This window comes from Tepidanaerobacter sp. EBM-38 (assembly GCA_001896545.1).
Taxonomy (GTDB): domain Bacteria; phylum Bacillota; class Thermosediminibacteria; order Thermosediminibacterales; family Tepidanaerobacteraceae; genus Tepidanaerobacter.
In genome coordinates this window covers 1-25,236 of record MPOT01000001.1, presented here as the reverse complement: position 1 = coordinate 25,236, position 25,236 = coordinate 1, and the positions used below count along the sequence as shown (strand labels likewise).

The window sequence follows — 25,236 nt, the reverse complement described above, 5'->3', positions numbered from 1 at the left end:
TCAATAGGAAAAATTGCAATTGAGCGAAAAGAGCAGGCCGGAAAAGATGGCCTGCTCTTTTCTGGCTCAACTGCAATTCTTTCCTTATTTATTATACCATAATTTACAGTATCTACTAACAGATTTTTCTACTTTGATAACTCTTCAAAAGCCTTCCTGTACTTAGATATCATCTTTTTAGCTACTCTATCTACTTCCTCATCACTTACCGTCTGCATATCTTCTGATTTGTTATTTGTCACTTTGATATATTTTTCCTCTAAGCCTTTAAAGACATCCTTCGCATCTAACAATAGTTCTGTGCTTTCAAGCTGTTTTTCTGTTTCAGCGAGCTTCGAATAAAGGTCTTTCCTGGCTTTTTTCGTATCAGTATCCGAATTTATATCATTTTTCTTAGCCATAAATCTTCACCTGCTTTAATTTTTTCACAGCAATATCTCCAGGTACTTTCTTGCGATATTTTGCACACCTAGCTCTTTTGCATATCTTAGCAGTAGTGGAATGTTCCTGTCTTTAAAATTAAGATATCTTTTAATGGCATCGTTTAAGACGGCAATATCCGTATTGCTGCGGTTTCTGATAATATCGCAAATGGTCATTTCCTTGTTATATGCTTTAATGGGTCTTTTGTATACAGTTTTCAGTTCGGTAACTCCCATTTGATGAAGCGGCTTTTTAACAGTATAGACTTTAACACCCTCTTCTTTTAAGTGGGAAGCATTATAGCCAAAAGGAACAGTTACAGACCACTCAAGCGGATCTTGGTCCGTTAAATCATGTAGGTATAATGAGGTTTCGTGGGAAAAAATAATCCTTTGGTTTTTAGCCTGAAGCCTATACATTTCATCATCAAATGCATCTGGAGCAAGGTATACCCCGTGAGAGATTCTCTTAAGTTTCTTTTCTTTCGTAAGAACAGTTAAGTAATGTCGAGGGATGCCTGCTTCCTCAACTTCCTTTGTGAGGATTAAACCGCTTCTTTCGGTTACCAATTCTTCTAATTTGTCTTTGTATGTCAAATTCATCAACCCTTTTTGCACTTACACTATAAGTATAAACCATTTTAGCGTAAAGGTGAATACTAATTAAAGGCTATAAGATTTCATCAATATACACTTTCTCGTTTCCTAGTTTTTTGTTCAATAGTTTCAAGTAATAGATAATGTCCATGGAATCGATATCATTTAAGGTCCAGCCTTTATCAAGAAGTGCTAGATAAAGCTGGTCAATAAAATCTTGGGGGTCCATGGCATCCCCATCTACCCGTTTTTTCCCTCACCTGCTGTGACGCTGCTTACCTCACCTACCACTTCATTGATACATCTGGTGATAGTAGGGATTAAGTCTTTAGAGGCAAGACCATCATAAAGCTCATCTCTGGTAAACTGATTTTCAAAGAGCTCCACGATATAGTCCATCAGTTTATCCAGTTCCTCGGGAGTAATATTATCAAAGTTTACCTCTTTGGATACTTCAATGGTCCTTCTTACCATCCGGGCGCTGATAAAGCCAGCGGTGTAAGTCTTGTCTTTGCCATTAATTTTTAATCCAATCTCCAAGCCTTAGGTCCTCCTTTCTATAGCTCCGGGTTGAATGCCGTAGTATCCCCAGGCACTTTATCAAACCAGGTCTCCGCTCCTAGAAACTCTTCACTTTCTTCATCTGCTGTGTGTTTCCACTGGCCATCATGGACTCTTGCCATAAAGGTAAATTTCACCTTGGGGGTTTTATGCTCTACATTATCCTTTTTGGTGGCAAAGTCTTCAGCTATGGGCTGGGCTACTCCTTTTAAGAGCCATATATAGCGGTACTTGCCGTTAGATTTTAAGCTCTTAAACCCTAGGGCAACATGGGGCGGGACGTCGGTGGCTTTTTCAATTAGCACCCCTTCTTTTAGTTCGTTGCCCAGGATTTTAGCTCGGATGGCTAAAGGTAAATCTGCTGTCTCTATTTCCACATCTATTTTTCCAAGTGCTGATACTGACTCCCAAAGCTGATCATCTGCATAAAGCTCTTGAGTATTTACTGCCGGGTTAATGGTAGCATTGATAGCCCCCACCATCGGCTCTGGAGCTTCATAAGTTAATTCATCTTTACTGTCCACTGTTAAAATAGCAAAGTGTAAATCATTAAGTCCTACTTGTGCCATTTACAGCACCTCCTTAAAAAATCGCATTGCTTTGTGATAAATATTCACGTCTTCCTCATACAGGTCATAAAAGCTTTGTTTTGTAAAACCTACCGCCAGCATTTTTTCATGCACAGCTTTAACCAGGTCGGTATAATCCCCCTTACTCCACACATCAACTTGCACATAATGTCCTGTAACAAGCTCCTTATCATCGGCATGCTGCTCAGGTTTATCTAGATAGGTAAAAAAAGTGATATAGGTATCGGCATCCCCAGTGTAACTTTGAAAAGAGACCGGCACTTTAATATCCCCTAAAGCTTTTATCACTTCTTGATTTATGCTCATAAGCCTAGTCCTTCTTTTAAATTCTTTTCAATTCTTTTCAATTTCCTCCATTGCCTTTTCTTTAGATTTTTCGTAACCTGGAGCCATAAAGGGTTTAGCTTTCATTTTGACTGTACCGAATTCTAAAAATTTTCCATACCAGCCCTCTTTACCAGGACCTACTTCTACATACTTTGCTCCATCCTTATTTTTCACCCTGGATACTTCAATACTCTTTTTTAGTGTGCCGGTTTTCCGGGGAGCCTCTTGTTTAATGGCTTCTCTTACCACTTCCCCCGCTTCCCTTAAGGCTTTGTTTTCTATTCTTGCCCCTTTAGCACCTAGCTTTTCTACTTCAGCTATTAGGTTTTCTATTCCCTCAAGTTCTAAATTAGCCACTAGCTACCACCTCCAATGCCTTAATTTCCATATAGCGGTTCTGGTATTTGATGTTATCGATAGCGGTAATGTCATAGTGCTTACCTTGAAAAAGTATCCGCATAGTGGTGTCGACACCTTCAAGATAGCGTATAGTAAACTTTACCGTGTTTTCCGCCTGGACAGCTGCAGCAGCGTAGTATTCTCTGCCATGAAGATTAGTGACTTTTGCCCAGACCGTTTTTACATCCTCCCAAGTTTCCTCCTCAAAGCCCCTTTCATTTATGGTGATAATTGGCCTTTGCAGGGTTATTCTTTTATTTAGCTCCCCAGGGTTCATTTTTCCACCTCCGGATAGCAGTAGTTTAGCTGGGCTAGTAGGCTTTCAATGACTGGTCTAATCCCTTCCCTTACTTTACCAACTGCTAGCCCTCGGTTTTCATACCAGTCAGTTACTAAGGTTAAGCAAAACAGCCTGGCAATATAGTTTGAGCCATCAAAGGTCCTGCCGGTGGCGTTTTTAAGATAGGTCTCAGCGGCATCGATTAAGGATTCTATTAAATCATCTTCTTCAGTATGGTCTGCCTTGAGATACGCTTTTGCCTCTTCCAGTGTAATAATCAAATTCACTCACCCCTTAAAGGAAAAGGAGCGGAAAGACCGCCCCTTACGCACCTGAAGAAATTGTAAGCTGACCAAAGACTGCCGCCTCGCTATCCCATTTTACACAGTCATCTCTTGTGATGGTTCTAAGCTCTGTGCTATCTCTTCTCCAAGCATCGCCGCCGATATTTGTGGAAGCAAGTTCATATACTCCTCTAGTAAATAGCACCATCAGCTCCTTAAAGTTTCCCACGATAAAGGGGGCTTTAACAGTAGTAGTTCCGGTAGAAGGTAGGGTTCTATTGGCTACCACTACAATGGGTCTTCCCTTAAAGAGTTTCTTGCCGGGTTGGGTAATATCATCTTGCAAAAGTGGTCTGTTGTTGGCATCTTCCTGCTCATCTAGCCACTGAAAGCCGTCCTGGTTTGTGATGATGGTGCTGGATAGGCTAATTGCAGGATCTAGGTCCACATTTAAAACCTTCTTGATTGCCTTGATATCTGTTAAATTCTTTTTGCTAAGAGAGTTTAAGATGGCAATAATTAAGCTATTTTTAGTTACCACATGCTTTTTAGCAATCCAGTTTGTGACATAGCTTAAGATATTTTGGTCAGTATCCTTTAAGAGCTCATTTGTAAGGGGTAAAAAACCAGCCCGCTTTACTAGCTTGTAGGTTACAGGAGTAAATTTAGGGTTGTCGGTCTCCTGGATCTCCCCATACTCATCCACCACAGCAAAGGGCACCATGTCCTCATCCTTTTCCAGCACCCTAGAGCCTGATAGGGTATTAACGGTTTCTACCCGGATATACTTGGATAAATCGTTTAAGGTCCTTGAAAGTTCATTGATTCTGGTTTGAATATCTTGGGGAACAATTATCCCGGTATCCCCGTCAGTATCGGTTGTTATGCCTCCTTCGTGCATGGCAGCTCGATACTGGCTGATAATGCTGTGGTCATCGGCAGTAATCCTTTGCCTCCTTAACCCCTTTAAAAACACTCGCTTATATTCTGCTTCAAGGTCTTTATCGGTGCGATTGTGGATGTGGTCGATGGGAGTCGCATCATCAAGGGTCTGGTCTTCTAATGCCTCTAGCTCCTGTTCTATAGCCACTTCCTTTTGTAGGTCCCGCACCTTTTCCATAGCTTTTTCTGCATCAAGTACTTTGTCTTCTTTAAGTAACCCTCGCACCTTTGCCTTCTCAGTTTCCAATGCCTGCAGTAGTTCACGTAGTTTTTTACTCATCTAAATCGCCTTCCTTTCATAAAATAAAAAAGAGCCTTTACAGCTCCAGTTCAATTAATAGTTTTTGTTTAAGTTGTTCATTAGGCTTTGGTTCCTCGGTTAAAAACTCTTCGGGGGTATTTTTATACCTTGCCAGTATAGCTTTATCGATACAAGCCGCCATCTGTTTTTCCTTTTCCACCACATCGCAAAACCCGTATTCAAAACACTCGTCTGCCGTAAGCCATGTCTCATCATCCATAAGCTCTATAATCTCATCCCTTGTTAAAGCAGACCTTTCTTCATAAGCTACAATTAAGCTTTCCCGGATTTTATCTAGGTCTTCTGCAAGCTTTCTAAACTCATCTGCATTTCCCAGGCCAAAAGTCCAGGGGTTATGGATCATCATCATGGCGTTTTTAGGCATGTAAATAGTATCGCCGGCCATGACTACGACACTTGCGATACTTGCTGCAAGTCCATCAATATAGACGTTTTTATGAGCCTTATGTCTTTTAAGCATAGAGTAAATTGCCTGGCCTGCGAACACATCCCCTCCGGAAGAATTGATGTAGATGTTTAATGTATCTATATCTCCTAACTTATCTAAATCAGCTTTAAACTCTTTAGGGGTTACTTCATCACCATACCAAGTGTCACTTGATATTTCACCATAAAGGGTAAGCTCACCGGTTTTTTTATCTTGGTTTTTAAAGTTCCAAAACTTTTTACTCCCCATTTTCACCACCACCTTTTCTGTACTGCTCACCTGCCATCTCAATTGGCATCATATTGCCGTTTATGAGTAGTCTTTCTCCCCCTTCTTTAGGCTCTAATTCTTCTAAAGCTCTTACTTCGTTGGCCGTCATAAAACCTGATTGGATGGCAATTCTATAGCCTTCGTATCTTGTTTTAGGGTCGGCTCGCAGTATGGCATTTACATTAAACTTGATGTAGTAGCCATTATCCAGTTCCTTTTGGGTAAATAGCTTATATGTTAGTTCCTGCTCATAGCCTGTTAAAATGTCCATCAAGGTATCAACGTAAAATTCCCGCTGCTGATGCTCCACATTAGTATGTGTTGCCCTATCTAAATCGTTTAGCTGATGGTTTTTTACCCCAAAGGCTGCGGCAATTTGCTTTACTGTAAGCTGGGTGTTTTCTAGAAACTGGGCATCTGCCATAGTAAGGCTTAAGGGCTGAAATTGATATCCCAAAGGAAGTAATGATACCCTGTTTGCGTTTTTAAGCCCGCTTGCCATCTGTTCAAAGCGCTCTCTGAATATCCGCTGAGCTTCAGGGCTTAAATCCCCCACATAGTGGATGATACCCTTTGTCTGCAGGCCTGTCTTAAAGCTGTTGTTTAAATACTTGCTAGCTGCCCCTGCGTTTTCTATGGTGTTTTTAAGCTCATCTAGTGGAGTAATACCTAAGATGCCATCACTGGTTAAGCCTTTAAAATGTAACATCTCGTCAGAGTCAATCCTATACTGGGTGCCTTTATTATCTGTATAGACATACCATAGTTTACCTTTATGGGGCAGTAGCCCAATATCATCAACATATATTTCAACCTTAGAACTATCTAAGGGGTAAATCCCTGTAACATGACCTGCGTTTCTTCCTGCTGTTGCAAACTCTATCCAAGCATAGGCATTTCCATAAATATTTCTCTGAACTTCTAAGGCTTTAAAAAAGTCCCTGGCACTCATCCAAGGATTAGGTCTAATTTTTAAAATTGGGGTTAGATAATGTTCTGCCGCACTTTGCCTTCCATTATTATTTTTATATACCTTAGTAGGAAGTTTACCTATGCTATCAGCCAATATTCTAATACAGGAAAACACAGTTGCTTCCTTTAGTGCATTTTTACCTTTGTAATTAAGCTCGCTATTTTCAACTCCTAATATTTCTAAAAGCCTTCTATCGTTTAATTCCACAGTTTCAGCTTTAGGACTAAATATATTCTTTAACTTATTAAATACATTCAAATACCATCACCCCCTAACCCCAAAGTTTGTCTAGCATTTCCTCTGTTGAATACTCATTTAAGTCAAACTTACTTCCTTCATTTCTTATAGCTCTATCTAGGGCCATAATTAAAGCTACAGCACCGTCTATTTTTTCAGTGGATTTTTCCTTATCAGGTTTTATATTTCCAGCAGGGTCAGTTCTTACATGAATATTATCCATCATCCAAGATAGTACTGGGTGTCCACCATGGGCTATTTTCTTTTCCAGTGTTAATTTCATAAGTTCCTTTGTAGGTGGGCTCATATCTTTGTACCCTTGCCCAAAGGGAACTACTGTAAATCCTGCACCTTCTAGGTTTTGAGTCATTTGCACAGCTCCCCATCTATCAAAAGCAATTTCTTTAATGTTATAGTCCTTCCATAGTTCTTCTATGAATTTCTCTATAAAGCCATAGTGTATAACATTCCCTTCGGTGGTTTGAAGGTAGCCTTGCTGTTTCCAAATATCATAAGGAACATGATCTCTTCTTACTCTTAAATCTAAATTCTCCTCTGGTATCCAAAAGTATGGAAGCACATAGTATTTATCATCTTCTGGTATTGGAGGAAAAACTAAAACAAAAGCTGTTATATCGATGGAACTTGAAAGGTCAAGTCCACCATAACACTCTCTTCCTTTTAGTTTTTCAGGATTTACTTCAAAGGAGCACTTATCCCATAAATGCATTGGCATCCATCTTACAGATTGCTTTACCCATTGATTAAGCCTTAGTTGCCTAAATAAGTTCTCTTCTGCTGGATTTTCCTTTGCACTTATAAAAGCTGCTCTTACCTTTTCTATATCAATGGTATGGTCTAAAGATGGGTTAGCCTTATACCAGTTCGCCTCATCTGTCCAATCGTCACTATCTTCAATTCCATAAATAATAGGGTAGAAGGTAGGATCATGTTTTTTCCCTCTTAATATATCATCTGCTTTTTGGTGAACTTCCCAGCAGATAGAATGCCTATCAGTACCAGCTGTAGTAATTAAAAAGAAAAGTGGTTGCTTTCTAGCATCTCCACTTCCTTTAGTCATTACATCATAAAGTTGTCTATTAGGCTGGGCATGTAGTTCATCAAAAATTACTCCATGAACATTAAGCCCATGCTTTGTAAATGCTTCTGCTGATAGAACTTGATAGAAACTGGCTGTAGGCATATACACCAATCTCTTTTGAGATAGAATTGGTTTTATTCTTTTCTTTAAAGCAGGACATTGATCTACCATATCTACTGCTACATCAAATACGATAGAAGCCTGCTGCCTATCAGCTGCACATCCATAAACTTCAGCACCCCATTCTCCATCACCACAGGTAAGATATAGGGCTATAGCTGCAGCAAGTTCACTCTTCCCATTTTTCTTTGGAATTTCCACATAAGCTGTATTATATTTTCTATAACCATCTTCTTTTACAGTTCCAAATATATCTCGTATGATTTTATCTTGCCAAGGTAAAAGGTCGAAAGGAACTCCATGCCATACACCTTTGGTGTGTTTAAGGTTATTTATAAATTTAACTGCTCGTTCTGCTTTCTTTTCATCAAACATTATTTAACCCTCAGTAAGTTTTCCATTGGATCATCGGTATCAGTCTCTTCTGTATTTACCTGAATTCTTGTACGAGCAGCAGGAGTAAGTCCAAATTCAGAACAGAAGTCCTTCATAACCTTTAGATATGTTTGAGCAATGGATACCTGTGGAACCTGTTGAATATATCCTGATGGAGTTTTAAAAATAGTGCCATGCTTTGATAGAAATTCCTCTGCTTCCTTCCATCTAGCATAAGCTTGACAGTATCCAGCAAAGGCTGCCATATCTACTTCAGTAAGTATTCCAATGGCCTCCATAGTTTTAGCCATTCGCTCCCATTCTTTCTTAGCTTCAGGCTCCAGCCATGACGGACATTCGGGAGCTTTTCTTTCAGGTTTTGGTTCTTTTTCATTTAAAGGTCTTTTTCCAGGATTCCCTTCCAAGACCTTTAGTGCAGTTGGCTTAGGTTTTCTTCCTCGTGTCGCCATGCTATCACCTCCAATTTATAGTGAAGAAAAAAGGCCCTTATTTTAGGCCTTCCTTCTGATTTTTCTATCTTCCAATTCCTTTGTAGTTTAAAACCCCTAGGGTAATTGCCCCATTACCTCTTTAAAAAGCCCTTACAGGGCAAGTGTGGGGCTTATTTTTCCCTCTTTGTGCTGATTTCAATGGCTTCATCAATGAAACTCAAATCAAATCCAGCACTTTTGTATCCTTCCTTTACAGTTCTTAAATAACTTTGACTTGGAGAATTTAAGTGAATCCTATCCTTAATCTTATTGGTCATAATGTAAACCATGGCAGTTACAATTTCTCCAGTTTCAAGTTCCACTGGTATATCTTCTTTGTAGTAAAAGCTAGGGTAGCCTTCATACCTATCAAGGGCTATTTCATCTTTAGGCCCTATTTCCCATACAAGTACTGGTACTCTTTTACCTTTGTAGGGTTCAATGGTTAAATAGGCATTTCCAGGTACACCTTTAAAAAGTAACCTGTAGCCATAAAGCATTCCCTTTCCATAAACCTTGGCAGTAGGACATCGGTAGCTCATTTGCTCTAGGTTAAGATTTGAACCATAAGCAACATATAGTCTTTTCATTTTGATTCATCCTTTCCAAAGGGCCCAATATTTCCCCACTACTTGGCCTGTGTGGCCTTTACTTTAAGTGAGGGAGTCCTTCTACCAGCTTAAGAGGGGTTTCCCCCTCTGTGGCTCTTGGGCCTGCCGCTATTTTTAAGTTTCTCTATGCGGCTCTTCGAAATCTCCAAGCTGCACTTCCTTCTAGGTGTTTGGTTAAGTGCTCCCTGCAGTTTTTGAATTCTTCTCCGATAAGTCCTATTCGGTTTAGCCAAGTTCTCATTGCAAACTTTGGATTTTCTAATTGTGGCTTTTTGGTGCTAGCACTCTTTTGGGTTAAGGCCTGGTTGTTTATGGCTAAGGCCAAAACAATGTAGCTTCTTATTTTTCCTGCATGAATAGTTCCATTAAATCCCCTAAGTTCTACTGTTCCTACTCCGTTGAAAAAACTGTGAAGGTTTAGAAAATGATATCTGCTTTCATGGTAGTGTCTTTCCCTGCTGGAGCCGTAGCCTTTGTACCAAATGTCCTCAATTTCTTTGAAAGTTTTAGGTTTTTTCTTATTCATTCTTTCCACTAAATCTTTATCCATCTTCTTGCAGTAACGCATTCTTTCCCTTTCAATTTGTAGGCTTTCGTAAAGCAAATCGTTTCTAGCGTAGATGATGTTTACAAAGTTTCTTAAGCTTCTTGGTGTATGGTCTGCTCCATCTAGGTGTATGTGTATTCCTGCTGTTGAGTTTGGAAAACCTCCTGTCTTTCTGATTTTTCTTATTAGCTCCTGCAAAGTTTCAATGTCTTCTTCGTAGTTTAAGATTGGGCTTACTAGCTCTACGCTGTATTCTCTTCCTGCTGCAACCTTTTGCCCATTTACTTTTCTTTGGCATCTTAAGCTTCCGTCATACATAATCTTCCAAGCCCTTCCATCTGGTGCAGTAACTTTGTAGCTATCGTAATAATCGTTTTGTCTTTGAATGCTTCCCCCTAAATAGTCGGCTACAACTCTTGCTGCCTTTTCTCTTGTAATTCCTGTTAGTTCAATCTCAATTCCAAAGTTGGTCTTTAAAAAATCTCTGTCTGCCATGGTTTTATCTCCTTTCAGTATGTTTTCGTTGTGTATATATATCACTCTAAAAGAGATAAATAGCAAGTACTATTTTCAAAAGAAACACAGTATTTTACACTATTTCAACATATTCAGAAATAACAGCTAAAGCTTCAATATAAGACCCAGATTCCATTATCCTTTTTACCATTTCATCTGCTTTATCTTTCATACCAGCTTCTTTAAGGGTTCTAGATGCAATCCCCATAAGATTAAATATGTTTCCATCTTCACCGATTAATTTACATCTTGGTTTAGTCATTAGTCTTCCTCCTTCACTGGATACCTAAATGCACTGTTGCCACTTAGATTTTGAAGGAGTTCTCTTCTAATTTCTCTATACTCATCTCCAATCATTCCAAGTCTTGTTAGCCAAGTTCTAAAAGTGTATTTTTCATTGTCAGTAGGTTTCACTTTAGCTAAAGCTCTACTTTGGCCCTTAGCATTTTTATTGATTAGTGCAAAAAGCCAAGTAGCTGCTTCAGTTCCTGTATGCTTAAAGGTTATACTTTTTTCCTGAAAGTCAAATTCTATTCCAGGATGTCCTCCCTCTTCAATTTTATTTAATGCTCTTTCAAAACTATCTACGCTGTTAATATCTGCTTCGTTAATTTTAATAACAAAGTCCTCTTCTACTATATTTTCTTCAATTCCCAATGCCTTTTTAATTAAAGGCTGCCTGCTGTAAATCATGTTTACAATATTTCTTAAGGTTCTACCACTGTGGCCATCCATGGGTATTTCTAATTCGTAGCCAATAGGTTCTTCAGGCCCAGCTAGTAGTTCTTCAAATTCTACTTCTGCCCCAAGAGATGTCATAATCTTTCCCTCCCTATCTATGATGTAAGTTTCTTTAGGTGTTTCAATTTTGTATTGAAAGCTTGGTACTCCTAGATACCTAGGCTTCACACCAAAGTGCTTACCTAAGATTTTTACCATTTCCTTTCTATCCATTTCAATCCCTCCTGTATTTAGGTTACTTACATATATCACTCTAAACACAGGAAATTGCAAGGGTTATATCGTATCCTTATATTTAATTTTCTCTCCATCTCTTATTAGAAAAACTTCTTCATAAGAATTAACATACTCAATATATCTTTTCACAATAACATCTGCATATTTTTCATCAAGTTCTATAGCATAACAAATTCTTCCCGTCTGCTCGCAGGCAATTAATGTGCTTCCTGAGCCACCAAACGGATCTAAAACTATACAATTAGTAACACTACTATTTTTAATTGGATAAGCTAATAAAGGTACTGGCTTCATAGTTGGATGAAGTTCTGATTTTGTGGGCCTATCAAAATTCCATATGGTAGTTTGCTTTCTATCTGAATACCATTTATGTCTCCCATCTTTTCTCCAGCCAAATAGGATAGGCTCATGTTGCCATTGGTACGGGCTTCTTCCTAAAACTAAGGATTGCTTCGCCCAAATACATACACCTGAAAGATAAAATCCTGCCTCTTTAAAAGCTTTTCTAAAATTATAACCTTCAGTGTCAGCGTGAAAAACATATATCGAAGCATCATCTGCCATTGCATTTTCTATATTCTTAAATGCTGCTAATAGGAAATTATAGAAATCCTGATCATTTAAATTATCATTTTTTATAGAACCAGCTTTTGATGAATAATTGACAGAATACGGAGGATCTGTAACACATAAATTAGCTTTCTTTCCTTCCATCAGTTTCTCATAAGTTTCTGCCTTGGTGCTATCTCCACAAATAAGTCTGTGCCTTCCTAGAAGCCAAATATCACCCTGTTTTGAAATAGGCTCATCTTCTAAAGCTGCATCCACATCAAAATCATCATCCTGTACATCTTTATCGTGGATATTACTAAAAAGCTCATCTATTTCTGCAGCATCAAAACCTGTTAGGTCTATATCAAAATCCAGTTCTTTTAAATTCTCTAACTCTAAAGCTAGTATCTCATCATCCCATCCTGCATCCATAGCCAATCTATTATCTGCTAAAATATATGCTTTTTTCTGAGCATCTGTTAAATGCTCCACTAATACACAAGGAACCTTTTTTATTCCTTCTTCCCTTGCTGCCATTACTCTGCCATGACCTGCTATAATATTTTTTTCTTTATCTATTAAAACAGGATTTACAAAACCAAATTCTCTAAGGCTACTTCTTAATTTATTAATTTGCTCCTTATTATGGGTTCTAGCATTATTGGCATAGGGTATTAATTTATCTATATCTATTAATTTTAATTCTTCCGTTGTTTTCAAATTCTCACACCTTTCTTTAAAAATGGGCATTAAAAAAGGCCAGCCTAAGCCAGCCTTAAAACTAATATTATTTACCATATCTAGATAAATGTTTATATTTATCATGTACCTTTTTTGCTAAAACAACTGCTGTATTAAGATTTGAACTAATGTATTCTTGGGGATCACTTGTAGTTATTTCTCCATTATCAATAACCTGTCTTATTATATCATTATACATTCCAGATAATCTAACCACATTATCAAAAGAAGATATTAATATTTCACAATCTTCCTTTTCAATTTTGTGTATCCCCACTCCATGTAATAATTCATCAACCATACGAAATAGACTATTTAAATCTTCCTTATATTTTTTAACTGTAACTAAATCAAACTTACTTTCTATCATTTTACCCCTCCTACATATTTCACTTTCTATAATATATGTGGGGGTTGTACTCATAATAACAAGAATCTTCCAATGTACTAAAAAGTGCCTAATAACCCTTAGTTTTTTCATTACTATTTTCAAGTAACCCAGCAACTTCAACACTTACATCAGTTACAAGTATTCTATACCCCCCTATGGAATTTCGCGAATTCTCACACGAGGGGGCCGCCCCGTTCCTGGGCTAGAGGGTTTTAAAATCTTCACCCCGCCCTAGGGGTCAATAAGTGTAAACTTTCCTTTTCCATCTACCGTCTTCCTTGGCAGTCTTCCTATCATGGCAGGACTTGCACAGGGATTGAAGATTATTAATGTCATAGAATAAGTCTTCGTTACCTTTATGAGGTTTTATGTGGTCTACCACTGTTGCTGGGGTAATTCTATTATTCTTTAAACACTCTACACAGAGAGGCTGTTTGTTTAATACATACCTTCTTAAATCTTGCCAGCGACTGCTGTTGTATAGTTTCTTATATGGTCTATTACTACAGTTGTATTCTCTATTAATTTCCTTTTGATGCATCTTGCAATAGTTCCCTTCTGTTAGCTCTGGACAGCCTGGGTACTTGCAGGGCTTCTTTGGTTTCCTTGGCATCTTTTTTCACCTCTTTATCTTTAAAGCAACTAGTGAACATGCAATACACCATATTAGGTGAAAGCCATGTTCCCCAGACACATTTCCTACATTTATTCATTTGTTTCATCTCCTAAAATTGGGCATAGAAAAAGCCCTAAAGCTAAATGCTCTAGAGCTTGTATCACAAATCTTATTATTTATAAGGTTTTTAAAAATCCCCTTAACTCCAACATCTTATTTTTATAATTAATATTTCTATTATTGCAGAATTCTTTAATCCAAATTATATCTCTTTTTGTACCATGTTTATCACTAAACCTTCTAACAGTAGTAATCATTCTACTTCTAAAATTCATAGGATGTACCTGCATACTACTTGAAGTAACTTCTTCAAATTCGTTATATAAATCTTCAGGAGTCTGATCTGTTTCTATATACTTTAGAAATAGCAGTTCATAAAATGCAAATGGAATAACATCTCTAATCAGCCCCCTCACCAAAGTATCATGAGGCCCAAAATCTTTTGTATCATCTGATAGAAAAGCTGCAATCCCTATAGTTTTTGCTAAAGCTACTGCATATAATTCTCCGGTGTCAAATAGCAAATTATTCTGCTCTAAATATGTTTCAAAAAGCACCTTTACTCCCCTATCAATTAAATCTGAGTTAGTTATTATATTTATATTTCCTTTTTGTACATCTATCATAAATTGTTCATGAACTGAATATGATTTCCTTTTGAGCTCGTTTTCTAAAAGGTATTCATGCATATAAAGTTCATCACAAAATGAAAATAACAAATCCCTTTTATTGCTTTTGTATAAATGTATTACAATATCAGTATCTAAAGATGCATCCATTATTCGTACTCCTCAAATATATCATCAATATTTAGCTCTTCATCTTTGTTATCTTCATCCTTTTTAAAGATGCTTGCATCAATATCTAAAAGAGCTAGTGCCTTTTTTAAACTTGAATAAGGAATATGGTTATTTTCATAATTTGTAATTGCATATTCTAAATACCTTGATGGGACCTTAATCACATTTGATGGCTCTAATAGCTTTTCATCAACATTAATCATCCTAAATAAAGCCCTTGATGTAATATCGTTCCTTTCATTAAATAGTTCACATTTTTTATTATAATTAATAAAGTCAATATCATAAAGCCTCTTAACTACTGCAGCATAACTTACTTGGAACTCAATTTGTAATCTAATAATATCAATCGCATTAAGATTTATAGCTTTTTTCTCAAGTTCATATTTTACAAATTCTAATAATTGTGTTTCTGGCATTAAAAAACAATTTGCAAAATAATACGCTCTAGCCTCAGAAATATCTTCATCTATGTCATCAATATTTATGTCTATTTTCACATCTTGATTCTCGTCTTCAAAATCATATATTATGTGACCTAGTTCATGGGCTATTGTAAATATCTCTCTGGACAATATTTCAGATGAATTTGATACTATGATTTCTTTTCCTTCAAAGGTTGTAGAAAATCCTAATACAGTATCCTTCCCAAATGGATATCTAATTAAATGAGTACCTCTTTGTTCCACTAAACTAAAAATATCCTTAACCCCATAAGTTTGTATATTGTTTTCCTGCCTTATATCTAATGCTTTTTTTTCAATATCTATTTTATTAATCCACAAAGTCATCATGCTCCTTCATTTGGTAGTATAGCTTCTCATGAGCGTGAAAAACTTTTAATATTTTTTCAATTTTAGAAACTGAATCTATTACATCTTCTCTACTACCTTTTTCTCTAAACAAAGTAACAAGTTCTTTCTTTTCTTCTTCAGCACTTGTTATTTCTGATGTTGGCACACCTAGATAATCTGCAATTTTTTTGATCATGACATAAGAAATATCCACTTGCCCATTTTCTAAACGAGAATATCTTTGCCTAGACATATCTAATACATTAGCCATCTGTTCTTGGCTAATTTTACGAATTTGGCGTAATTCTTTTATTCTCATACCTAATGCATAACTCATAACTAACCCTCCTTGTAATGATTATATAACATTTTCTTATTAAATTCAACATATATGTTATATTACTATCCCATTTTTTATATTTTATGCATTAGTTTTAAATTTTGTGAATTGTAAATGCTGGTAAATGCTTTAAAAATATTTTGGCATAGAAAAAAGCCCTCTTTGGGGCTTGTATTCAAGAATGCTGCGTTTCCTTGGAATCAAATTGATATAACCTCGGCCTATACAAACAGCATATGGTGTTCCTGATTTTTCTATACCTTTACATCTTATATAATACTACATTTATTAAGTGGCTTTCAATGGCTTTTAGTGGCTTCTTTTAAAATTTCATCAATTTCTTTTAAAGCTCTACCATGAAGTCTCATTATCCACCTTTTATCATATCCCATACATCTAGCTACATCATCCCAGCCCTTATTATTTATATATCTCATTTCTAAAACTAGCTGGTAACTTACATCTTCTACTTGACTTATGACATCCAGGATTTCTCTTTTTAAATCTACTAATCTATCAATGTCATCATTTATTTCATAGCTTAAATCTATAAGTTTAACAGTAGCATCTTCCATAGGACTTGTTGTAGATTTACCCCCAGATACCTTCTCCTGAGTAAAGTCTACAGTAACCTTCTCCGCTATAGCTTTCAGTCTTTCCATTTGATCCAGCTTATTATTTATACTTTTATCAAGCCACATAGCTTGAGATAGATATTCTTTAGCATTCATTCTCATTACCTCCCATCTTTCTAACCCTCGCCTTCACTGCATTTAGCAATGCTTCTTGTCCTACTTCCTTACCTTCAAGTGCTTTCATAACATCTTCATCCATTGTATCTTTGGCTACTAAGTGATGGATGATTACATTTTGCTTTTGGCCTTGTCTATAAAGTCTTGCATTTGCTTGGCTGTATAGTTCAAGGCTCCAAGTAAGCCCAAACCAAATTATGATATTTCCACCAGCTTGAAGGTTTAATCCATGTCCAGCACTAGCTGGGTGGGCCAGCATAATTGGTATTTTACCTTCATTCCAATTCTTTATATCTTCAGATGTATCAAGAACTGTTAAATCATCTCTTTTTAGGTGCTTTTTAATTCTATCTAAATCATGCTTATAGGAATAAAAAATTAATACTGGCTTTCCATTTGCAGCTTCTATGCTGTCTTCTAATGCTTTAAGCTTTGCATTGTGTATTTCTTTTACATCTCCGTTTTCATCATAGACAGCTCCGTTGGACATTTGGAGTAGCTTATTAGCTAGAACACCTGCTGTATTTGCTACAATATCTGAATCTTTAAGTGGCAGTAATAAGTCTCTTTCCAGTTGGTCATATTTATCCTTTGCCTTCTTTGGCAGATAAATTGGTATGATATTATTAATTCTTTCTGGTAGTTTTAAATAATCCTCTGCTTTCATACTGACACAAATATCTGATAGTTTTTCATAGATGGCTTCCTCGGCACCTTCCTTTAACTTATAGGTGAATACTATATGCTGATTTCTCTTATCTGGTAAGAAGTATCTCTCCCTGTATCCAGTTATGGTTTTTCCTAGCCTTTCTCCACCATCTAGTAGATAAATTTGAGACCATAGATCTATAAGTCCATTTGGTGCTGGAGTTCCAGTAAGACCCACTACTCGTTTCATAAAGGGCCTTACCTTTCTTAAGGCTTTAAACCTTTGTGCTCTATGGGATTTAAAGCTGGATAGTTCATCTATTACCACCATGTCAAAGGGCCAATCCTTACCACATTTATCTACTAACCACTTCACATTTTCTCGGTTGATGATGTAAATATCAGCTTTAGTATATAAGGCATTAATTCTTTCTTTTTCCGTTCCTAGAACCTTTGATATTTTTAGATGTTCTAGATGATCCCATTTAGCTGCTTCTTCATCCCATGTACTTTCTGCTACACGAAGTGGTGCTATAACTAAAACTTTTGATACTTCAAAGTAATTAAACATCAATTCATCTATGGCTGTTAGAGTAATAACACTCTTACCCATTCCCATATCCAGTAGTAGTCCTGCTTTTTCTTTATCTAAAATCCACTGAGTGGCATATTGTTGATAGTCATAAGGTTTATATTTCAATCAACCACCTCCTGTAAAAATACATTTATTTTTTCATATGAATCTATTACATAAACTTTAAAGCCTAGGCTTTCCAGTTGCTCTTTTCTTTTTAATTGGAGAGGCCTTAAATTTTTCCCAGGTGCTTTTAGTTCTACAAAGTAGATTTTTCCTTTTGGTAGTAAGACTAATCTATCAGGCACACCTGCCATTCCTGGAGAGGTGAACTTAAGTGCAAGGCCACCTAAATCTTCTACCTCCCGTTTTAATCTAGCCTCTATTTTACTCTCTAAAATCTCAAACACTCCCCATTTCTTAAACAAGTATAAATCTTGTTAACAATCTTGTTAATCTCTACACTCCAGTATTTATAAGGCTTTTAGTAACTTTTAAAAGGTTTTCAATAAACAAGTAACAAGAATTTCCTATAGACTACTCTTAATTATAGAGATTAGGCATATACATATACCTATATATTCTTTATTTTATTTATCTATATATATAATCTTGTTTATCTTGTTAATAATATAAATTAAAGCCTTAATATAACTAGGGTAGGGGTAGTAAACAAGAATGGTAACAAGCCTAAATCTTGTTTAATCTTGTTTATCACATCTAACATAAATTCTTTGTATTCCATAGAGAGGAACTTTGGCATTTCCCTGCTTGTTTCCAGTGTACTTTTCCCATCCATCAATCTTTCTCATTATTGCATTTATCTCATAAGAGTCTATCTTTCTCATGGCAGTAGCTTCTTTACCAAATAGCTCACACCAAATTTCCATGGTGCAGACTTGCTCTCTTCTTACAGTTCCTATAACATTATTGCTAAACTCATCACCACGAATAAAGCTTCTTCTTGCATATAAGTCCATATCATCCCAGTTCGTTGGAAGGAGCATATCTAAATATTCTCTAACTAATCCTTCTCTATCATCACTTTCTAAAGCATCCACTTGGGCTGCATTTGCAAACTCTTCAGCCTTATTACTTAATATTAAAGATTCCCCTTGATGGTAATATTCCATTACTTCTGCCCAAATCTGGTCTACATCATCTATATCCCAAGGTTTTAATTTAGTATCTCCTGGAGTCTTAACTGGCCAAAACCTACGCCCACCAGTAATATCCCTTAAAAATCCTGCTTCTTGATTTGTGGTGCCTACAATAATACACTGTCTTGGATGATCTTCTACTGAGTATCCATAACTTGCTCTAAACTTATCGTCTTGCCTTGATAAAAAAGACTTTAATGTCTCTTCATCAATTTTTCTAATTCCAGCTAGTTCTCCAATTTCAAGTATCCAGTAACCTTGAAGTTTTTCCGCTGCAGTTTTATCTCTCATATCTGAGATGGAAAGAGAATCACTAAAAAACTTTCCACCTAGCTTTGAAAATAGAGTACTCTTTCCTATTCCTTGTGGCCCATTTAAAACTAGAACTGTATCAAATTTAATTCCTGGATTCATGGTTCTTGCTACTGCTGCAACTAGTGTCTTTCTTGTTGCTTCTCTGGTATAGATATTATCTTCTGCTCCTAGATATTTAACTAATAGGGTATCTACTCTTTTAATACCATCCCATTTTGGAAGATTTAATAGATAATCCTTTACTGGATGTCTAGACCTTTCAACAGCTACTTTTAATACAGCCTCTTTAAGCTTTCCTGGTGCATAAAGGTTATAGTTTAAATCAATATATCCAGCAAGAGATGCTTCATCAGTTTTATTCCACCCAGACTTTAACCTTTTCCAGGGAACATCTCCTTCTACATCAACACCTTCTCGAAGCTCGTTATAAAAAATACTGTTAAGTTGTGGATCATGTCTTAGTATAAGAATTATATTGGTAAGAGTATTTTTAAGCTCTCCCTTATTATTAATTTCAAGGTTTACTTGCCAATCTTCCTCATTAAAATCCTCACTAGCTGAAGTCATCCTTTCACTAGCTATAGTCTTTTTAACCTCTAAATCCTCTCTAGCTAACTTCTGCATAGAAAGATAAGATGGCAGCTTATTTACTGGGGTTCCTTCCTTCGCCTCTTCATCTAATTCACCGAACTTATGAAGTCTTACAAGGTCAAAAGCATTACATAGTTTGCCACTAATGGGGTCGGTGCCATGGTGTGAATATGCAAAGTCTCCATTTTCATATATAACTAATCCACCTGCAGATGATCCTGGAATATAGGTGTAACGATTAGGGTTTTCACAAGGTGAATATACATCTTGTAGAAACTTCTCAATTACATCAACTACAGAGTATGTCCTACAAAAGGCACCTACTACTCCTGGCTTTTCTTTAGGGTCTCCTTGTCTTTCTGCTAATCTCTTTCTATTCTCTTTGGTCCTTGAACTTTCAGGCCAATAGGATGAGTCTCTCCAATCCTCATACCTTGCAAGTATTTCATCTGGATCTACCCATTCTTCATCTAATACTTTGAAAATAAACTCTCCATCAGAAGAAGTTGATGGCCAATACATTAATCGGTGTGGCTCATAGGTGGTATCATCAAAGAAATCTATGCCTAAATCTGCTGCAATTCTTCTCGATACTGCTCCATATTCATCTGGAGTTACTGCCCTTTTTAGTGGAATAACAAGTCTTAATCTTGGAGCTTTAGGACTGTGACTGTGAGTAGAATACATTACACATCCATATCCAAACATGGTCTCAACTCCTGCCCATAAATCTCCCTTAACAAAGTCAGCATCAAGTGTTACAATTTGCCTCCAAACTACATTATCAGCTTTTCTTCTGCCTTCCTTTAAAGTTCCACCTACAAATCCACCTACATCTTTTATTTCATCTTTCTTCGATTTAGATAGCTTCTTGTATTCTTCATAGGTTTCATAAGTTCTTATGGTACTGCTTAATTTATCTACCAATTCCGACCAGAGCATCTCTCGATTCTTCCAGTTCATTTCTTTTCTACTTCTACCTGTAGCAATGGTAAGAACTCCATCATGTTTTAATTTAGGTTCTTTAAGCTTATATGGCTCTTGCATATTTACTCACCTCTTTCTTAAGTCCTTTCTTTGCTCCTTCTATATCTCCAGCTAATGCCTGGCCTCTTAAGGTTTTAATAGTTTGTCTTGGAAGAATTCCCCTATAGTCTTTTAGAAGTTTTATAAACTTAATGGTTTCCCTATTCATCCAAAGGTTCACACCTTTCATTAAACCTTCTTACTATAATCCCTAGTGACTTAGCCCTTTCAATTTCATTAAGCATTCCCACAGAGATTTTATCTCCAAAGGCCCATAGTTCATCACATATATTTAAAAGTTCAAGCCCCATATCTATTCCTGCGTTTCTTTCCTCTTCATCCTCGTCATCTAAAAACTGAGTAAAGATGGTATGAGGTGCCAAGGGAATACCACCCTTGACATAGGCATACCTTGAATAGCCTATAGCTTTATTTATATTCCTTTTAACATCTCCCCTTAAGGGAGAACATACATAGATAATTGGTTTCACTAATATCACCTTTCTCTTTAGGTAGGTCGTATTTCATGACCCACCTAGTCTTTTTTATAGTAATCACTCTCAAAGGCTTCAGCTCTTAATGGAAGTCCTGGAGCCCAAGGGATATCAAACCCCATAATTTCCTCCACTTCTTCTAATGAGCCATTATCCTTTGGAACATCTAATATCACTTCATCATGAACATGAAATACAATCCTATATCCGTACTTTTCAAGCCTTAGCATAGATTCAGCTAAACAGTCCCTTGCTATGGCTTGTATAATATTCTCTGTTAATTTTCCTCCATAGGTGTCAATACGACCCCACTTCATTCCTTCCATACCTTCATAGGTCAATTTATCTTTATTAAATCTTTCATCTATTTCAATCCTAGGCCTTACATAAGCAAGGCTTCTGCCAGAGGGTAGTCTTATAAATAACACTCCTGATTTAAAGTAGAACTTAAGACCATATTGCATACTAACTACAGTTCTTTCCTTAACTGCTTTAATTGCAGCACTTTCCACATTCCACCAAAGTCTAACTATATTTGAATTGGACTTTCTCCAAACAGAAACAAGCTCAGGTAATTCTTCTTCACTTAGCCCCATATCTATTGCACCCATAGCTTTTAAGGCTCCTTTACTACCTCCATAACCTAAAGCCAATTCTGCAATCTTACCTTTCTGTCTTAATACGCTACCCTTATGAATTTCTTCTACAGGAACTCCAAACATCTGAGATGCTGAAGCTTCATATATCTTTCCATGGGAATTAAATACATCCATTCTCCATTTCTCTCCTGCAAGCCAAGCTATAACTCTAGCTTCAATGGCACTAAAGTCTGCTACAATAAATCTTGAATTAGGAGAAGGAATAAAAGCTGTTCTAATAAGCTGAGATAGAACATCTGGTACTGAATCGAAGAGTAGTTCTAGTGTTTCATAATCTCCAGCTAGAAGAAGTTCCCTTGCTAAATCCAAATCACTCATATCATTTCTAGGAAGATTGTGAACTTGAACTAATCTTCCCGCCCATCTTCCAGTTCGATTTGCTCCATAAAACTGCAGTAATCCTCGTATTCTTTCATCCTTACACATGGCTCTTTCCATAGCCTCATATTTCTTAACTGAAGTCTTAGACATATCTTGCCTTAACTCTAAAACTCTTCTTGCTATAGGGTCATCAACTTCATCTAATAACTCTGCTACTTTTGCTTTGGATAGACTTTTCACTTCAATACCATGTTTATCTTTAAGCCAAGTCTTTAGCTGGGCTGGACTATTAGGATTTTCAAGTTCTGTTAAATCTATAGCTTCGTCTACTAATTCCTTTTGGTAGATTTCATAGCAGTGTATTGCATTTTCTACTAATTCTTTATTCACTCTAACTCCATAATCATTGATTCTTTGGTCTAAAAACCATAGCTTTAATTCTTTATCTGTCATAGGGTAATTCTCTAATCTTTTACGAATAGACCTTTCCACTTCCACATCTTGCTTACAATATGCTTTGAATGTTTCCCACTTATTCTTATCATGATGAGGAAGATTTCTAGTTCTTCCCCCATTAGCTTTAGTAGGTTTACAAGGAATTGAGAAGTATCTAATTAGTGCTTTCCCTTCACTCATCTTTTGCTGTTCTAGATTTAAACACCTAGCCACACCTGCTAAACTGGTAGGAAGGCCTAAAGTTAATGCGTGGGCCATACTGCATCTCCACTGTTCTGGTGGCATTTCCTCTTTAAAATATTTTGATAAACAAGTTCTTTCAAACTGTGCATTAAAAGCTGTTTTAATTACTTTAGGATTAGTTATAGCTTCTACTACATCAGCTGAAACCTTTTCACCACTTGCTAAATCTACAACCTGTACTTCTTCATCATCATAGGCATAAGCCATTAAAAGTATTTCAAAATCCTCTGCTTCAGTATAGGCATAGACCCCAGATTTACCGAGGTCTACACTACTATAAGTTTCAATATCGATAGCTAGTATTTTCATAAGGCATTATCCTAAAATATCATCAAAGTCATTATCTATAGCTTCAAAATCATCTTCAGGTCTTGATATTCCACCTAGAGGTTCTCCATCCTCAAGTTTCTGAAGATTGTTTAATCCAAATGTAATTCCCTTTGCCCCATTAATGCTATATGGGAAACTGCTAATACTTGCTCTACCATAGCAGCCTGAATAAAATTCTGTTTGGTCTAATATGGGCTCTACATTTTTATCTACAATACCTGGTTTTATCTTGCTGTTTACATTTATAAAGTAGCTATTTTTATATGCTGGATCATCTGGTTTGTCTAAATCTCCATCTCTTAATGGTCTTCTAAAATTTGAACCGCTGGTAAACTTTGAACCAAATCTTGATATTCCCTCTTTCTCGGCAGCTTCAATTGCCTTATTTATCTTTTCTAGTGTTTTCCTATCATTCTTTGAAATAATTAAGCTCACAGAATACTTAGGTTCACTTCCATTTACACTTTGTGGCTCCCACACATTTGCATAACTAAATCTAACTTTACCTGTAACTATTTTCATATTAAAATTCCTCCTTAAAATCTATTTCTGCACTGCTTCTTACAGCAGGTCTTTTATCTTCCTCTGGAACTAACTGAAGTTTCCCAGGAGGTTTGATTATTAAATCTCCTATGGTTTCTTCAAATACTTTCTTTCCTAATTCCTTTTCAAGTTTGGTAAGGCTTAGTAAAGATTTACTGAATATCTTTTCTTCTTCAAATCCTGCAGAAAGTAAAGCTTTGGCAACTTTATCTTCATCAGAATACTTTCTCGAACTTCTACCTTCCACCAGCTTAAATCCAGGCCACTCTTTGCCTTCATTTACTGCTTGGTTAAATGCATATGCTTCTACATCCTTAGCCCATTTTGTTAACTCATCTATTTGATTTAGTACTTCTACTATTTCTTCATCTGTTAATAATGCTGGTAGCTTAAAATCCATGCAGGCTAGTTTCATGTTTTCATCTGCTCTAACTCGACATATGGCTTTTACCTTACAGAACCTGCAATGCTCTCCTACCTTAAATTCACCTTCTCCTCTCCAAGCTTCATCAGCCTTTGGCTTTACTATTTTCTCTCCCCAATGTATAAGTTCTTCTACTTCCATTTCATCGCTGGAGATATTATCAAGTCTTGGTTGGATAATGGTCATTCTAACTTTCTGGGTATCATAGAGCATTCCAAATCCGTTAATTGCACCTAAGGCATATAGACGCATTTGGGGATTTCCTATTGCTGATACTGCTACTCCTTTGCCACCTTTTAAATCAATAACTTCAATAATTCCATCTGCAATAATAAGGACATCTCCTGTTCCAAATCCTTCTTTAACCCAAGGGCTGTAATCTAATCTTTCTTCTATAAGAATAAGTGGATCAGAAGTATTTGCCCTTGCCTCATTAATCTTTTCAATTACTGCATCTACATAAATCTCTACTGCTTTTTCTATCTCGTCTGTATAAAAGTCATTTTGCTTCATTTCTTTTAGTCTCTTATTGAACTCTGCCTTTGTAATATCATCTAGAAAAAGTTTAAGATGTAACTCAGCTAATCCATGCATAAAGGTTCCTTCCTTTGCATAAATGCTTGTATTATCTTCCACCTCTTCTTCCAGCCTTACACTAGGGCTGCACTTAAGCCATCTGTGAGCCGATGAAGCAGAGAGTAGGGCATGTTCTCCCATTACATCACCTCGACTTTCTCAAGTAATTCTGGGTATTTTTCTCTTGGTATGTCAGATAGCTTCTTAACTCCAAAGCCTGTAATAAGCTCTCTTACCTGTGCTTGCTTTCCAGCCTTAGATAGAGAAGCTAATTTTGCTCTTACCTCTTCTAGAATTGGTAGATTATCTTTTTGTGAAGTTGCTGGTTCTCTTAACTCTTCTACATTAGCAACATGTGATTTTTGTTCTTCCTTTGTTAGTGCCTCAATGCTATCTGCCAACTTTCTTAAGTCATTTGCGATATTTAAAGCTATTTCATTCATCTGCTTTTACCTCCTT

At 36.6% G+C, this 25,236-nt stretch carries 35 protein-coding genes; all 35 read right to left on the bottom strand.

Annotated elements, in window-relative coordinates; translation table 11 throughout:
- Positions 1-128 precede the first annotated feature (128 nt).
- Positions 129-401, bottom strand: coding sequence for a hypothetical protein (locus BUC45_RS00175; protein ID WP_296969185.1), 273 nt, complete (start codon positions 399-401; stop codon positions 129-131).
- Between the two features lie 24 nt (positions 402-425).
- A complete protein-coding gene (locus BUC45_RS00170) occupies positions 426-1,025 on the bottom strand; it encodes a type IV toxin-antitoxin system AbiEi family antitoxin domain-containing protein (RefSeq protein WP_296969182.1) in 600 nt (199 codons plus the stop codon).
- A 67-nt stretch (positions 1,026-1,092) separates the two neighbouring features.
- Positions 1,093-1,248 carry a hypothetical protein gene (locus tag BUC45_RS00165; protein WP_013779435.1) on the bottom strand — a complete coding sequence of 52 codons (156 nt, stop codon included), beginning with the start codon at positions 1,246-1,248 and terminating at the stop codon, positions 1,093-1,095.
- Positions 1,249-1,259: 11 nt separating this feature from the next.
- Positions 1,260-1,559, bottom strand: a complete 300-nt coding sequence (locus BUC45_RS00160) for a hypothetical protein (protein ID WP_296969179.1) — start codon at positions 1,557-1,559, stop codon at positions 1,260-1,262.
- Positions 1,560-1,576: 17 nt separating this feature from the next.
- The gene (locus BUC45_RS00155) at positions 1,577-2,149 is read right to left on the bottom strand and encodes a major tail protein (RefSeq protein WP_296969177.1); all 573 of its coding nucleotides are present in this window, start codon (positions 2,147-2,149) and stop codon (positions 1,577-1,579) included.
- Complete coding sequence (locus BUC45_RS00150) at positions 2,150-2,476, bottom strand: hypothetical protein (protein ID WP_296969174.1); 327 nt, start codon at positions 2,474-2,476, stop codon at positions 2,150-2,152.
- Positions 2,477-2,503: 27 nt separating this feature from the next.
- Positions 2,504-2,854, bottom strand: a complete 351-nt coding sequence (locus tag BUC45_RS00145; RefSeq protein ID WP_296969171.1) for an HK97-gp10 family putative phage morphogenesis protein — start codon at positions 2,852-2,854, stop codon at positions 2,504-2,506.
- On the bottom strand, positions 2,847-3,173 hold the full coding sequence (locus tag BUC45_RS00140; protein WP_296969169.1) for a phage head closure protein: 327 nt from the start codon (positions 3,171-3,173) through the stop codon (positions 2,847-2,849). The genes BUC45_RS00145 and BUC45_RS00140 overlap by 8 nt, the downstream gene beginning before the upstream one ends.
- A complete protein-coding gene (locus BUC45_RS00135) occupies positions 3,170-3,457 on the bottom strand; it encodes a head-tail connector protein (protein ID WP_366749364.1) in 288 nt (95 codons plus the stop codon). The genes BUC45_RS00140 and BUC45_RS00135 overlap by 4 nt, the downstream gene beginning before the upstream one ends.
- 43 nt (positions 3,458-3,500) lie before the next feature.
- Positions 3,501-4,682 (bottom strand): phage major capsid protein, encoded by a 1,182-nt coding sequence (locus BUC45_RS00130; RefSeq protein WP_296969162.1) that lies wholly within the window; start codon positions 4,680-4,682, stop codon positions 3,501-3,503.
- A 37-nt stretch (positions 4,683-4,719) separates the two neighbouring features.
- Positions 4,720-5,400 (bottom strand): head maturation protease, ClpP-related, encoded by a 681-nt coding sequence (locus tag BUC45_RS00125; protein ID WP_296969160.1) that lies wholly within the window; start codon positions 5,398-5,400, stop codon positions 4,720-4,722.
- Positions 5,390-6,652, bottom strand: coding sequence for a phage portal protein (locus tag BUC45_RS00120; protein WP_296969156.1), 1,263 nt, complete (start codon positions 6,650-6,652; stop codon positions 5,390-5,392). The genes BUC45_RS00125 and BUC45_RS00120 overlap by 11 nt, the downstream gene beginning before the upstream one ends.
- 13 nt (positions 6,653-6,665) lie before the next feature.
- On the bottom strand, positions 6,666-8,228 hold the full coding sequence (locus BUC45_RS00115) for a terminase TerL endonuclease subunit (protein ID WP_296969154.1): 1,563 nt from the start codon (positions 8,226-8,228) through the stop codon (positions 6,666-6,668).
- Positions 8,228-8,698: a phage terminase small subunit P27 family gene (locus tag BUC45_RS00110; RefSeq protein WP_296969152.1), complete on the bottom strand. Its 471-nt coding sequence runs from the start codon at positions 8,696-8,698 to the stop codon at positions 8,228-8,230. Before BUC45_RS00110 ends, BUC45_RS00115 begins: the two co-directional genes overlap by 1 nt.
- A 152-nt stretch (positions 8,699-8,850) precedes the next feature.
- A complete protein-coding gene (locus tag BUC45_RS00105) occupies positions 8,851-9,309 on the bottom strand; it encodes a gamma-glutamylcyclotransferase family protein (RefSeq protein ID WP_296969151.1) in 459 nt (152 codons plus the stop codon).
- Between the two features lie 145 nt (positions 9,310-9,454).
- The gene (locus BUC45_RS00100) at positions 9,455-10,372 is read right to left on the bottom strand and encodes an amidoligase family protein (RefSeq protein ID WP_296969148.1); all 918 of its coding nucleotides are present in this window, start codon (positions 10,370-10,372) and stop codon (positions 9,455-9,457) included.
- A 94-nt stretch (positions 10,373-10,466) separates the two neighbouring features.
- The gene (locus BUC45_RS00095) at positions 10,467-10,655 is read right to left on the bottom strand and encodes a hypothetical protein (protein WP_111921357.1); all 189 of its coding nucleotides are present in this window, start codon (positions 10,653-10,655) and stop codon (positions 10,467-10,469) included.
- A complete protein-coding gene (locus BUC45_RS00090; protein ID WP_296969145.1) occupies positions 10,655-11,347 on the bottom strand; it encodes a hypothetical protein in 693 nt (230 codons plus the stop codon). The genes BUC45_RS00095 and BUC45_RS00090 overlap by 1 nt, the downstream gene beginning before the upstream one ends.
- Positions 11,348-11,410: 63 nt before the next feature.
- The gene (locus tag BUC45_RS00085; RefSeq protein WP_366749362.1) at positions 11,411-12,643 is read right to left on the bottom strand and encodes a site-specific DNA-methyltransferase; all 1,233 of its coding nucleotides are present in this window, start codon (positions 12,641-12,643) and stop codon (positions 11,411-11,413) included.
- 67 nt (positions 12,644-12,710) lie between these two features.
- On the bottom strand, positions 12,711-13,034 hold the full coding sequence (locus BUC45_RS00080; protein WP_296969140.1) for a hypothetical protein: 324 nt from the start codon (positions 13,032-13,034) through the stop codon (positions 12,711-12,713).
- 259 nt (positions 13,035-13,293) lie between these two features.
- A complete protein-coding gene (locus BUC45_RS00075) occupies positions 13,294-13,668 on the bottom strand; it encodes an HNH endonuclease signature motif containing protein (protein WP_366749354.1) in 375 nt (124 codons plus the stop codon).
- Positions 13,577-13,768, bottom strand: coding sequence for a hypothetical protein (locus BUC45_RS00070; protein ID WP_296969137.1), 192 nt, complete (start codon positions 13,766-13,768; stop codon positions 13,577-13,579). Before BUC45_RS00070 ends, BUC45_RS00075 begins: the two co-directional genes overlap by 92 nt.
- A gap of 79 nt (positions 13,769-13,847) precedes the next feature.
- Complete coding sequence (locus tag BUC45_RS00065; protein ID WP_106063648.1) at positions 13,848-14,510, bottom strand: hypothetical protein; 663 nt, start codon at positions 14,508-14,510, stop codon at positions 13,848-13,850.
- The gene (locus BUC45_RS00060) at positions 14,510-15,316 is read right to left on the bottom strand and encodes an ImmA/IrrE family metallo-endopeptidase (RefSeq protein WP_170063670.1); all 807 of its coding nucleotides are present in this window, start codon (positions 15,314-15,316) and stop codon (positions 14,510-14,512) included. Before BUC45_RS00060 ends, BUC45_RS00065 begins: the two co-directional genes overlap by 1 nt.
- Complete coding sequence (locus BUC45_RS00055; RefSeq protein WP_106063650.1) at positions 15,306-15,662, bottom strand: helix-turn-helix transcriptional regulator; 357 nt, start codon at positions 15,660-15,662, stop codon at positions 15,306-15,308. Before BUC45_RS00055 ends, BUC45_RS00060 begins: the two co-directional genes overlap by 11 nt.
- Before the next feature lie 302 nt (positions 15,663-15,964).
- Positions 15,965-16,396 (bottom strand): DUF1492 domain-containing protein, encoded by a 432-nt coding sequence (locus tag BUC45_RS00050; protein WP_296969132.1) that lies wholly within the window; start codon positions 16,394-16,396, stop codon positions 15,965-15,967.
- Positions 16,386-17,765 (bottom strand): DEAD/DEAH box helicase, encoded by a 1,380-nt coding sequence (locus tag BUC45_RS00045; protein WP_296969130.1) that lies wholly within the window; start codon positions 17,763-17,765, stop codon positions 16,386-16,388. The genes BUC45_RS00050 and BUC45_RS00045 overlap by 11 nt, the downstream gene beginning before the upstream one ends.
- A complete protein-coding gene (locus tag BUC45_RS00040; RefSeq protein ID WP_106063739.1) occupies positions 17,762-18,040 on the bottom strand; it encodes a VRR-NUC domain-containing protein in 279 nt (92 codons plus the stop codon). The genes BUC45_RS00045 and BUC45_RS00040 overlap by 4 nt, the downstream gene beginning before the upstream one ends.
- A gap of 300 nt (positions 18,041-18,340) precedes the next feature.
- On the bottom strand, positions 18,341-20,752 hold the full coding sequence (locus tag BUC45_RS00035) for a virulence-associated E family protein (RefSeq protein WP_296969128.1): 2,412 nt from the start codon (positions 20,750-20,752) through the stop codon (positions 18,341-18,343).
- Positions 20,736-20,921 carry a hypothetical protein gene (locus BUC45_RS00030; protein WP_296969125.1) on the bottom strand — a complete coding sequence of 62 codons (186 nt, stop codon included), beginning with the start codon at positions 20,919-20,921 and terminating at the stop codon, positions 20,736-20,738. Before BUC45_RS00030 ends, BUC45_RS00035 begins: the two co-directional genes overlap by 17 nt.
- Entirely contained in the window at positions 20,893-21,231 is a 339-nt protein-coding gene (locus tag BUC45_RS00025) for a DUF4406 domain-containing protein (RefSeq protein ID WP_296969121.1), read from the bottom strand. Before BUC45_RS00025 ends, BUC45_RS00030 begins: the two co-directional genes overlap by 29 nt.
- 35 nt (positions 21,232-21,266) lie before the next feature.
- Positions 21,267-23,213: a DNA polymerase gene (locus BUC45_RS00020; RefSeq protein WP_296969119.1), complete on the bottom strand. Its 1,947-nt coding sequence runs from the start codon at positions 23,211-23,213 to the stop codon at positions 21,267-21,269.
- A gap of 6 nt (positions 23,214-23,219) precedes the next feature.
- Positions 23,220-23,756, bottom strand: coding sequence for a DUF2815 family protein (locus tag BUC45_RS00015; RefSeq protein WP_296969117.1), 537 nt, complete (start codon positions 23,754-23,756; stop codon positions 23,220-23,222).
- 1 nt (position 23,757) lies between these two features.
- Positions 23,758-24,918 carry a DUF2800 domain-containing protein gene (locus BUC45_RS00010; protein ID WP_296969114.1) on the bottom strand — a complete coding sequence of 387 codons (1,161 nt, stop codon included), beginning with the start codon at positions 24,916-24,918 and terminating at the stop codon, positions 23,758-23,760.
- Positions 24,918-25,220: an rRNA biogenesis protein rrp5 gene (locus BUC45_RS00005; protein ID WP_296969111.1), complete on the bottom strand. Its 303-nt coding sequence runs from the start codon at positions 25,218-25,220 to the stop codon at positions 24,918-24,920. The genes BUC45_RS00010 and BUC45_RS00005 overlap by 1 nt, the downstream gene beginning before the upstream one ends.
- Between the last annotated feature and the right edge of the window lie 16 nt (positions 25,221-25,236).

Bases quoted from the DNA above. Each gene is read 5' to 3' on its own strand.
- BUC45_RS00175 (WP_296969185.1), bottom strand. From the start codon at position 401: ATGGCTAAGAAAAATGATATAAATTCGGATACTGATACGAAAAAAGCC.
- BUC45_RS00170 (WP_296969182.1), bottom strand. From the start codon at position 1,025: ATGAATTTGACATACAAAGACAAATTAGAAGAATTGGTAACCGAAAGA.
- BUC45_RS00165 (WP_013779435.1), bottom strand. From the start codon at position 1,248: ATGGACCCCCAAGATTTTATTGACCAGCTTTATCTAGCACTTCTTGAT.
- BUC45_RS00155 (WP_296969177.1), bottom strand. From the start codon at position 2,149: ATGGCACAAGTAGGACTTAATGATTTACACTTTGCTATTTTAACAGTG.
- BUC45_RS00150 (WP_296969174.1), bottom strand. From the start codon at position 2,476: ATGAGCATAAATCAAGAAGTGATAAAAGCTTTAGGGGATATTAAAGTG.
- BUC45_RS00140 (WP_296969169.1), bottom strand. From the start codon at position 3,173: ATGAACCCTGGGGAGCTAAATAAAAGAATAACCCTGCAAAGGCCAATT.
- BUC45_RS00130 (WP_296969162.1), bottom strand. From the start codon at position 4,682: ATGAGTAAAAAACTACGTGAACTACTGCAGGCATTGGAAACTGAGAAG.
- BUC45_RS00125 (WP_296969160.1), bottom strand. From the start codon at position 5,400: ATGGGGAGTAAAAAGTTTTGGAACTTTAAAAACCAAGATAAAAAAACC.
- BUC45_RS00115 (WP_296969154.1), bottom strand. From the start codon at position 8,228: ATGTTTGATGAAAAGAAAGCAGAACGAGCAGTTAAATTTATAAATAAC.
- BUC45_RS00110 (WP_296969152.1), bottom strand. From the start codon at position 8,698: ATGGCGACACGAGGAAGAAAACCTAAGCCAACTGCACTAAAGGTCTTG.
- BUC45_RS00105 (WP_296969151.1), bottom strand. From the start codon at position 9,309: ATGAAAAGACTATATGTTGCTTATGGTTCAAATCTTAACCTAGAGCAA.
- BUC45_RS00100 (WP_296969148.1), bottom strand. From the start codon at position 10,372: ATGGCAGACAGAGATTTTTTAAAGACCAACTTTGGAATTGAGATTGAA.
- BUC45_RS00095 (WP_111921357.1), bottom strand. From the start codon at position 10,655: ATGACTAAACCAAGATGTAAATTAATCGGTGAAGATGGAAACATATTT.
- BUC45_RS00090 (WP_296969145.1), bottom strand. From the start codon at position 11,347: ATGGATAGAAAGGAAATGGTAAAAATCTTAGGTAAGCACTTTGGTGTG.
- BUC45_RS00080 (WP_296969140.1), bottom strand. From the start codon at position 13,034: ATGATAGAAAGTAAGTTTGATTTAGTTACAGTTAAAAAATATAAGGAA.
- BUC45_RS00075 (WP_366749354.1), bottom strand. From the start codon at position 13,668: ATGCCAAGGAAACCAAAGAAGCCCTGCAAGTACCCAGGCTGTCCAGAG.
- BUC45_RS00070 (WP_296969137.1), bottom strand. From the start codon at position 13,768: ATGAATAAATGTAGGAAATGTGTCTGGGGAACATGGCTTTCACCTAAT.
- BUC45_RS00065 (WP_106063648.1), bottom strand. From the start codon at position 14,510: ATGGATGCATCTTTAGATACTGATATTGTAATACATTTATACAAAAGC.
- BUC45_RS00055 (WP_106063650.1), bottom strand. From the start codon at position 15,662: ATGAGTTATGCATTAGGTATGAGAATAAAAGAATTACGCCAAATTCGT.
- BUC45_RS00050 (WP_296969132.1), bottom strand. From the start codon at position 16,396: ATGAATGCTAAAGAATATCTATCTCAAGCTATGTGGCTTGATAAAAGT.
- BUC45_RS00035 (WP_296969128.1), bottom strand. From the start codon at position 20,752: ATGCAAGAGCCATATAAGCTTAAAGAACCTAAATTAAAACATGATGGA.
- BUC45_RS00030 (WP_296969125.1), bottom strand. From the start codon at position 20,921: ATGAAAGGTGTGAACCTTTGGATGAATAGGGAAACCATTAAGTTTATA.
- BUC45_RS00020 (WP_296969119.1), bottom strand. From the start codon at position 23,213: ATGAAAATACTAGCTATCGATATTGAAACTTATAGTAGTGTAGACCTC.
- BUC45_RS00015 (WP_296969117.1), bottom strand. From the start codon at position 23,756: ATGAAAATAGTTACAGGTAAAGTTAGATTTAGTTATGCAAATGTGTGG.
- BUC45_RS00010 (WP_296969114.1), bottom strand. From the start codon at position 24,918: ATGGGAGAACATGCCCTACTCTCTGCTTCATCGGCTCACAGATGGCTT.
- BUC45_RS00005 (WP_296969111.1), bottom strand. From the start codon at position 25,220: ATGAATGAAATAGCTTTAAATATCGCAAATGACTTAAGAAAGTTGGCA.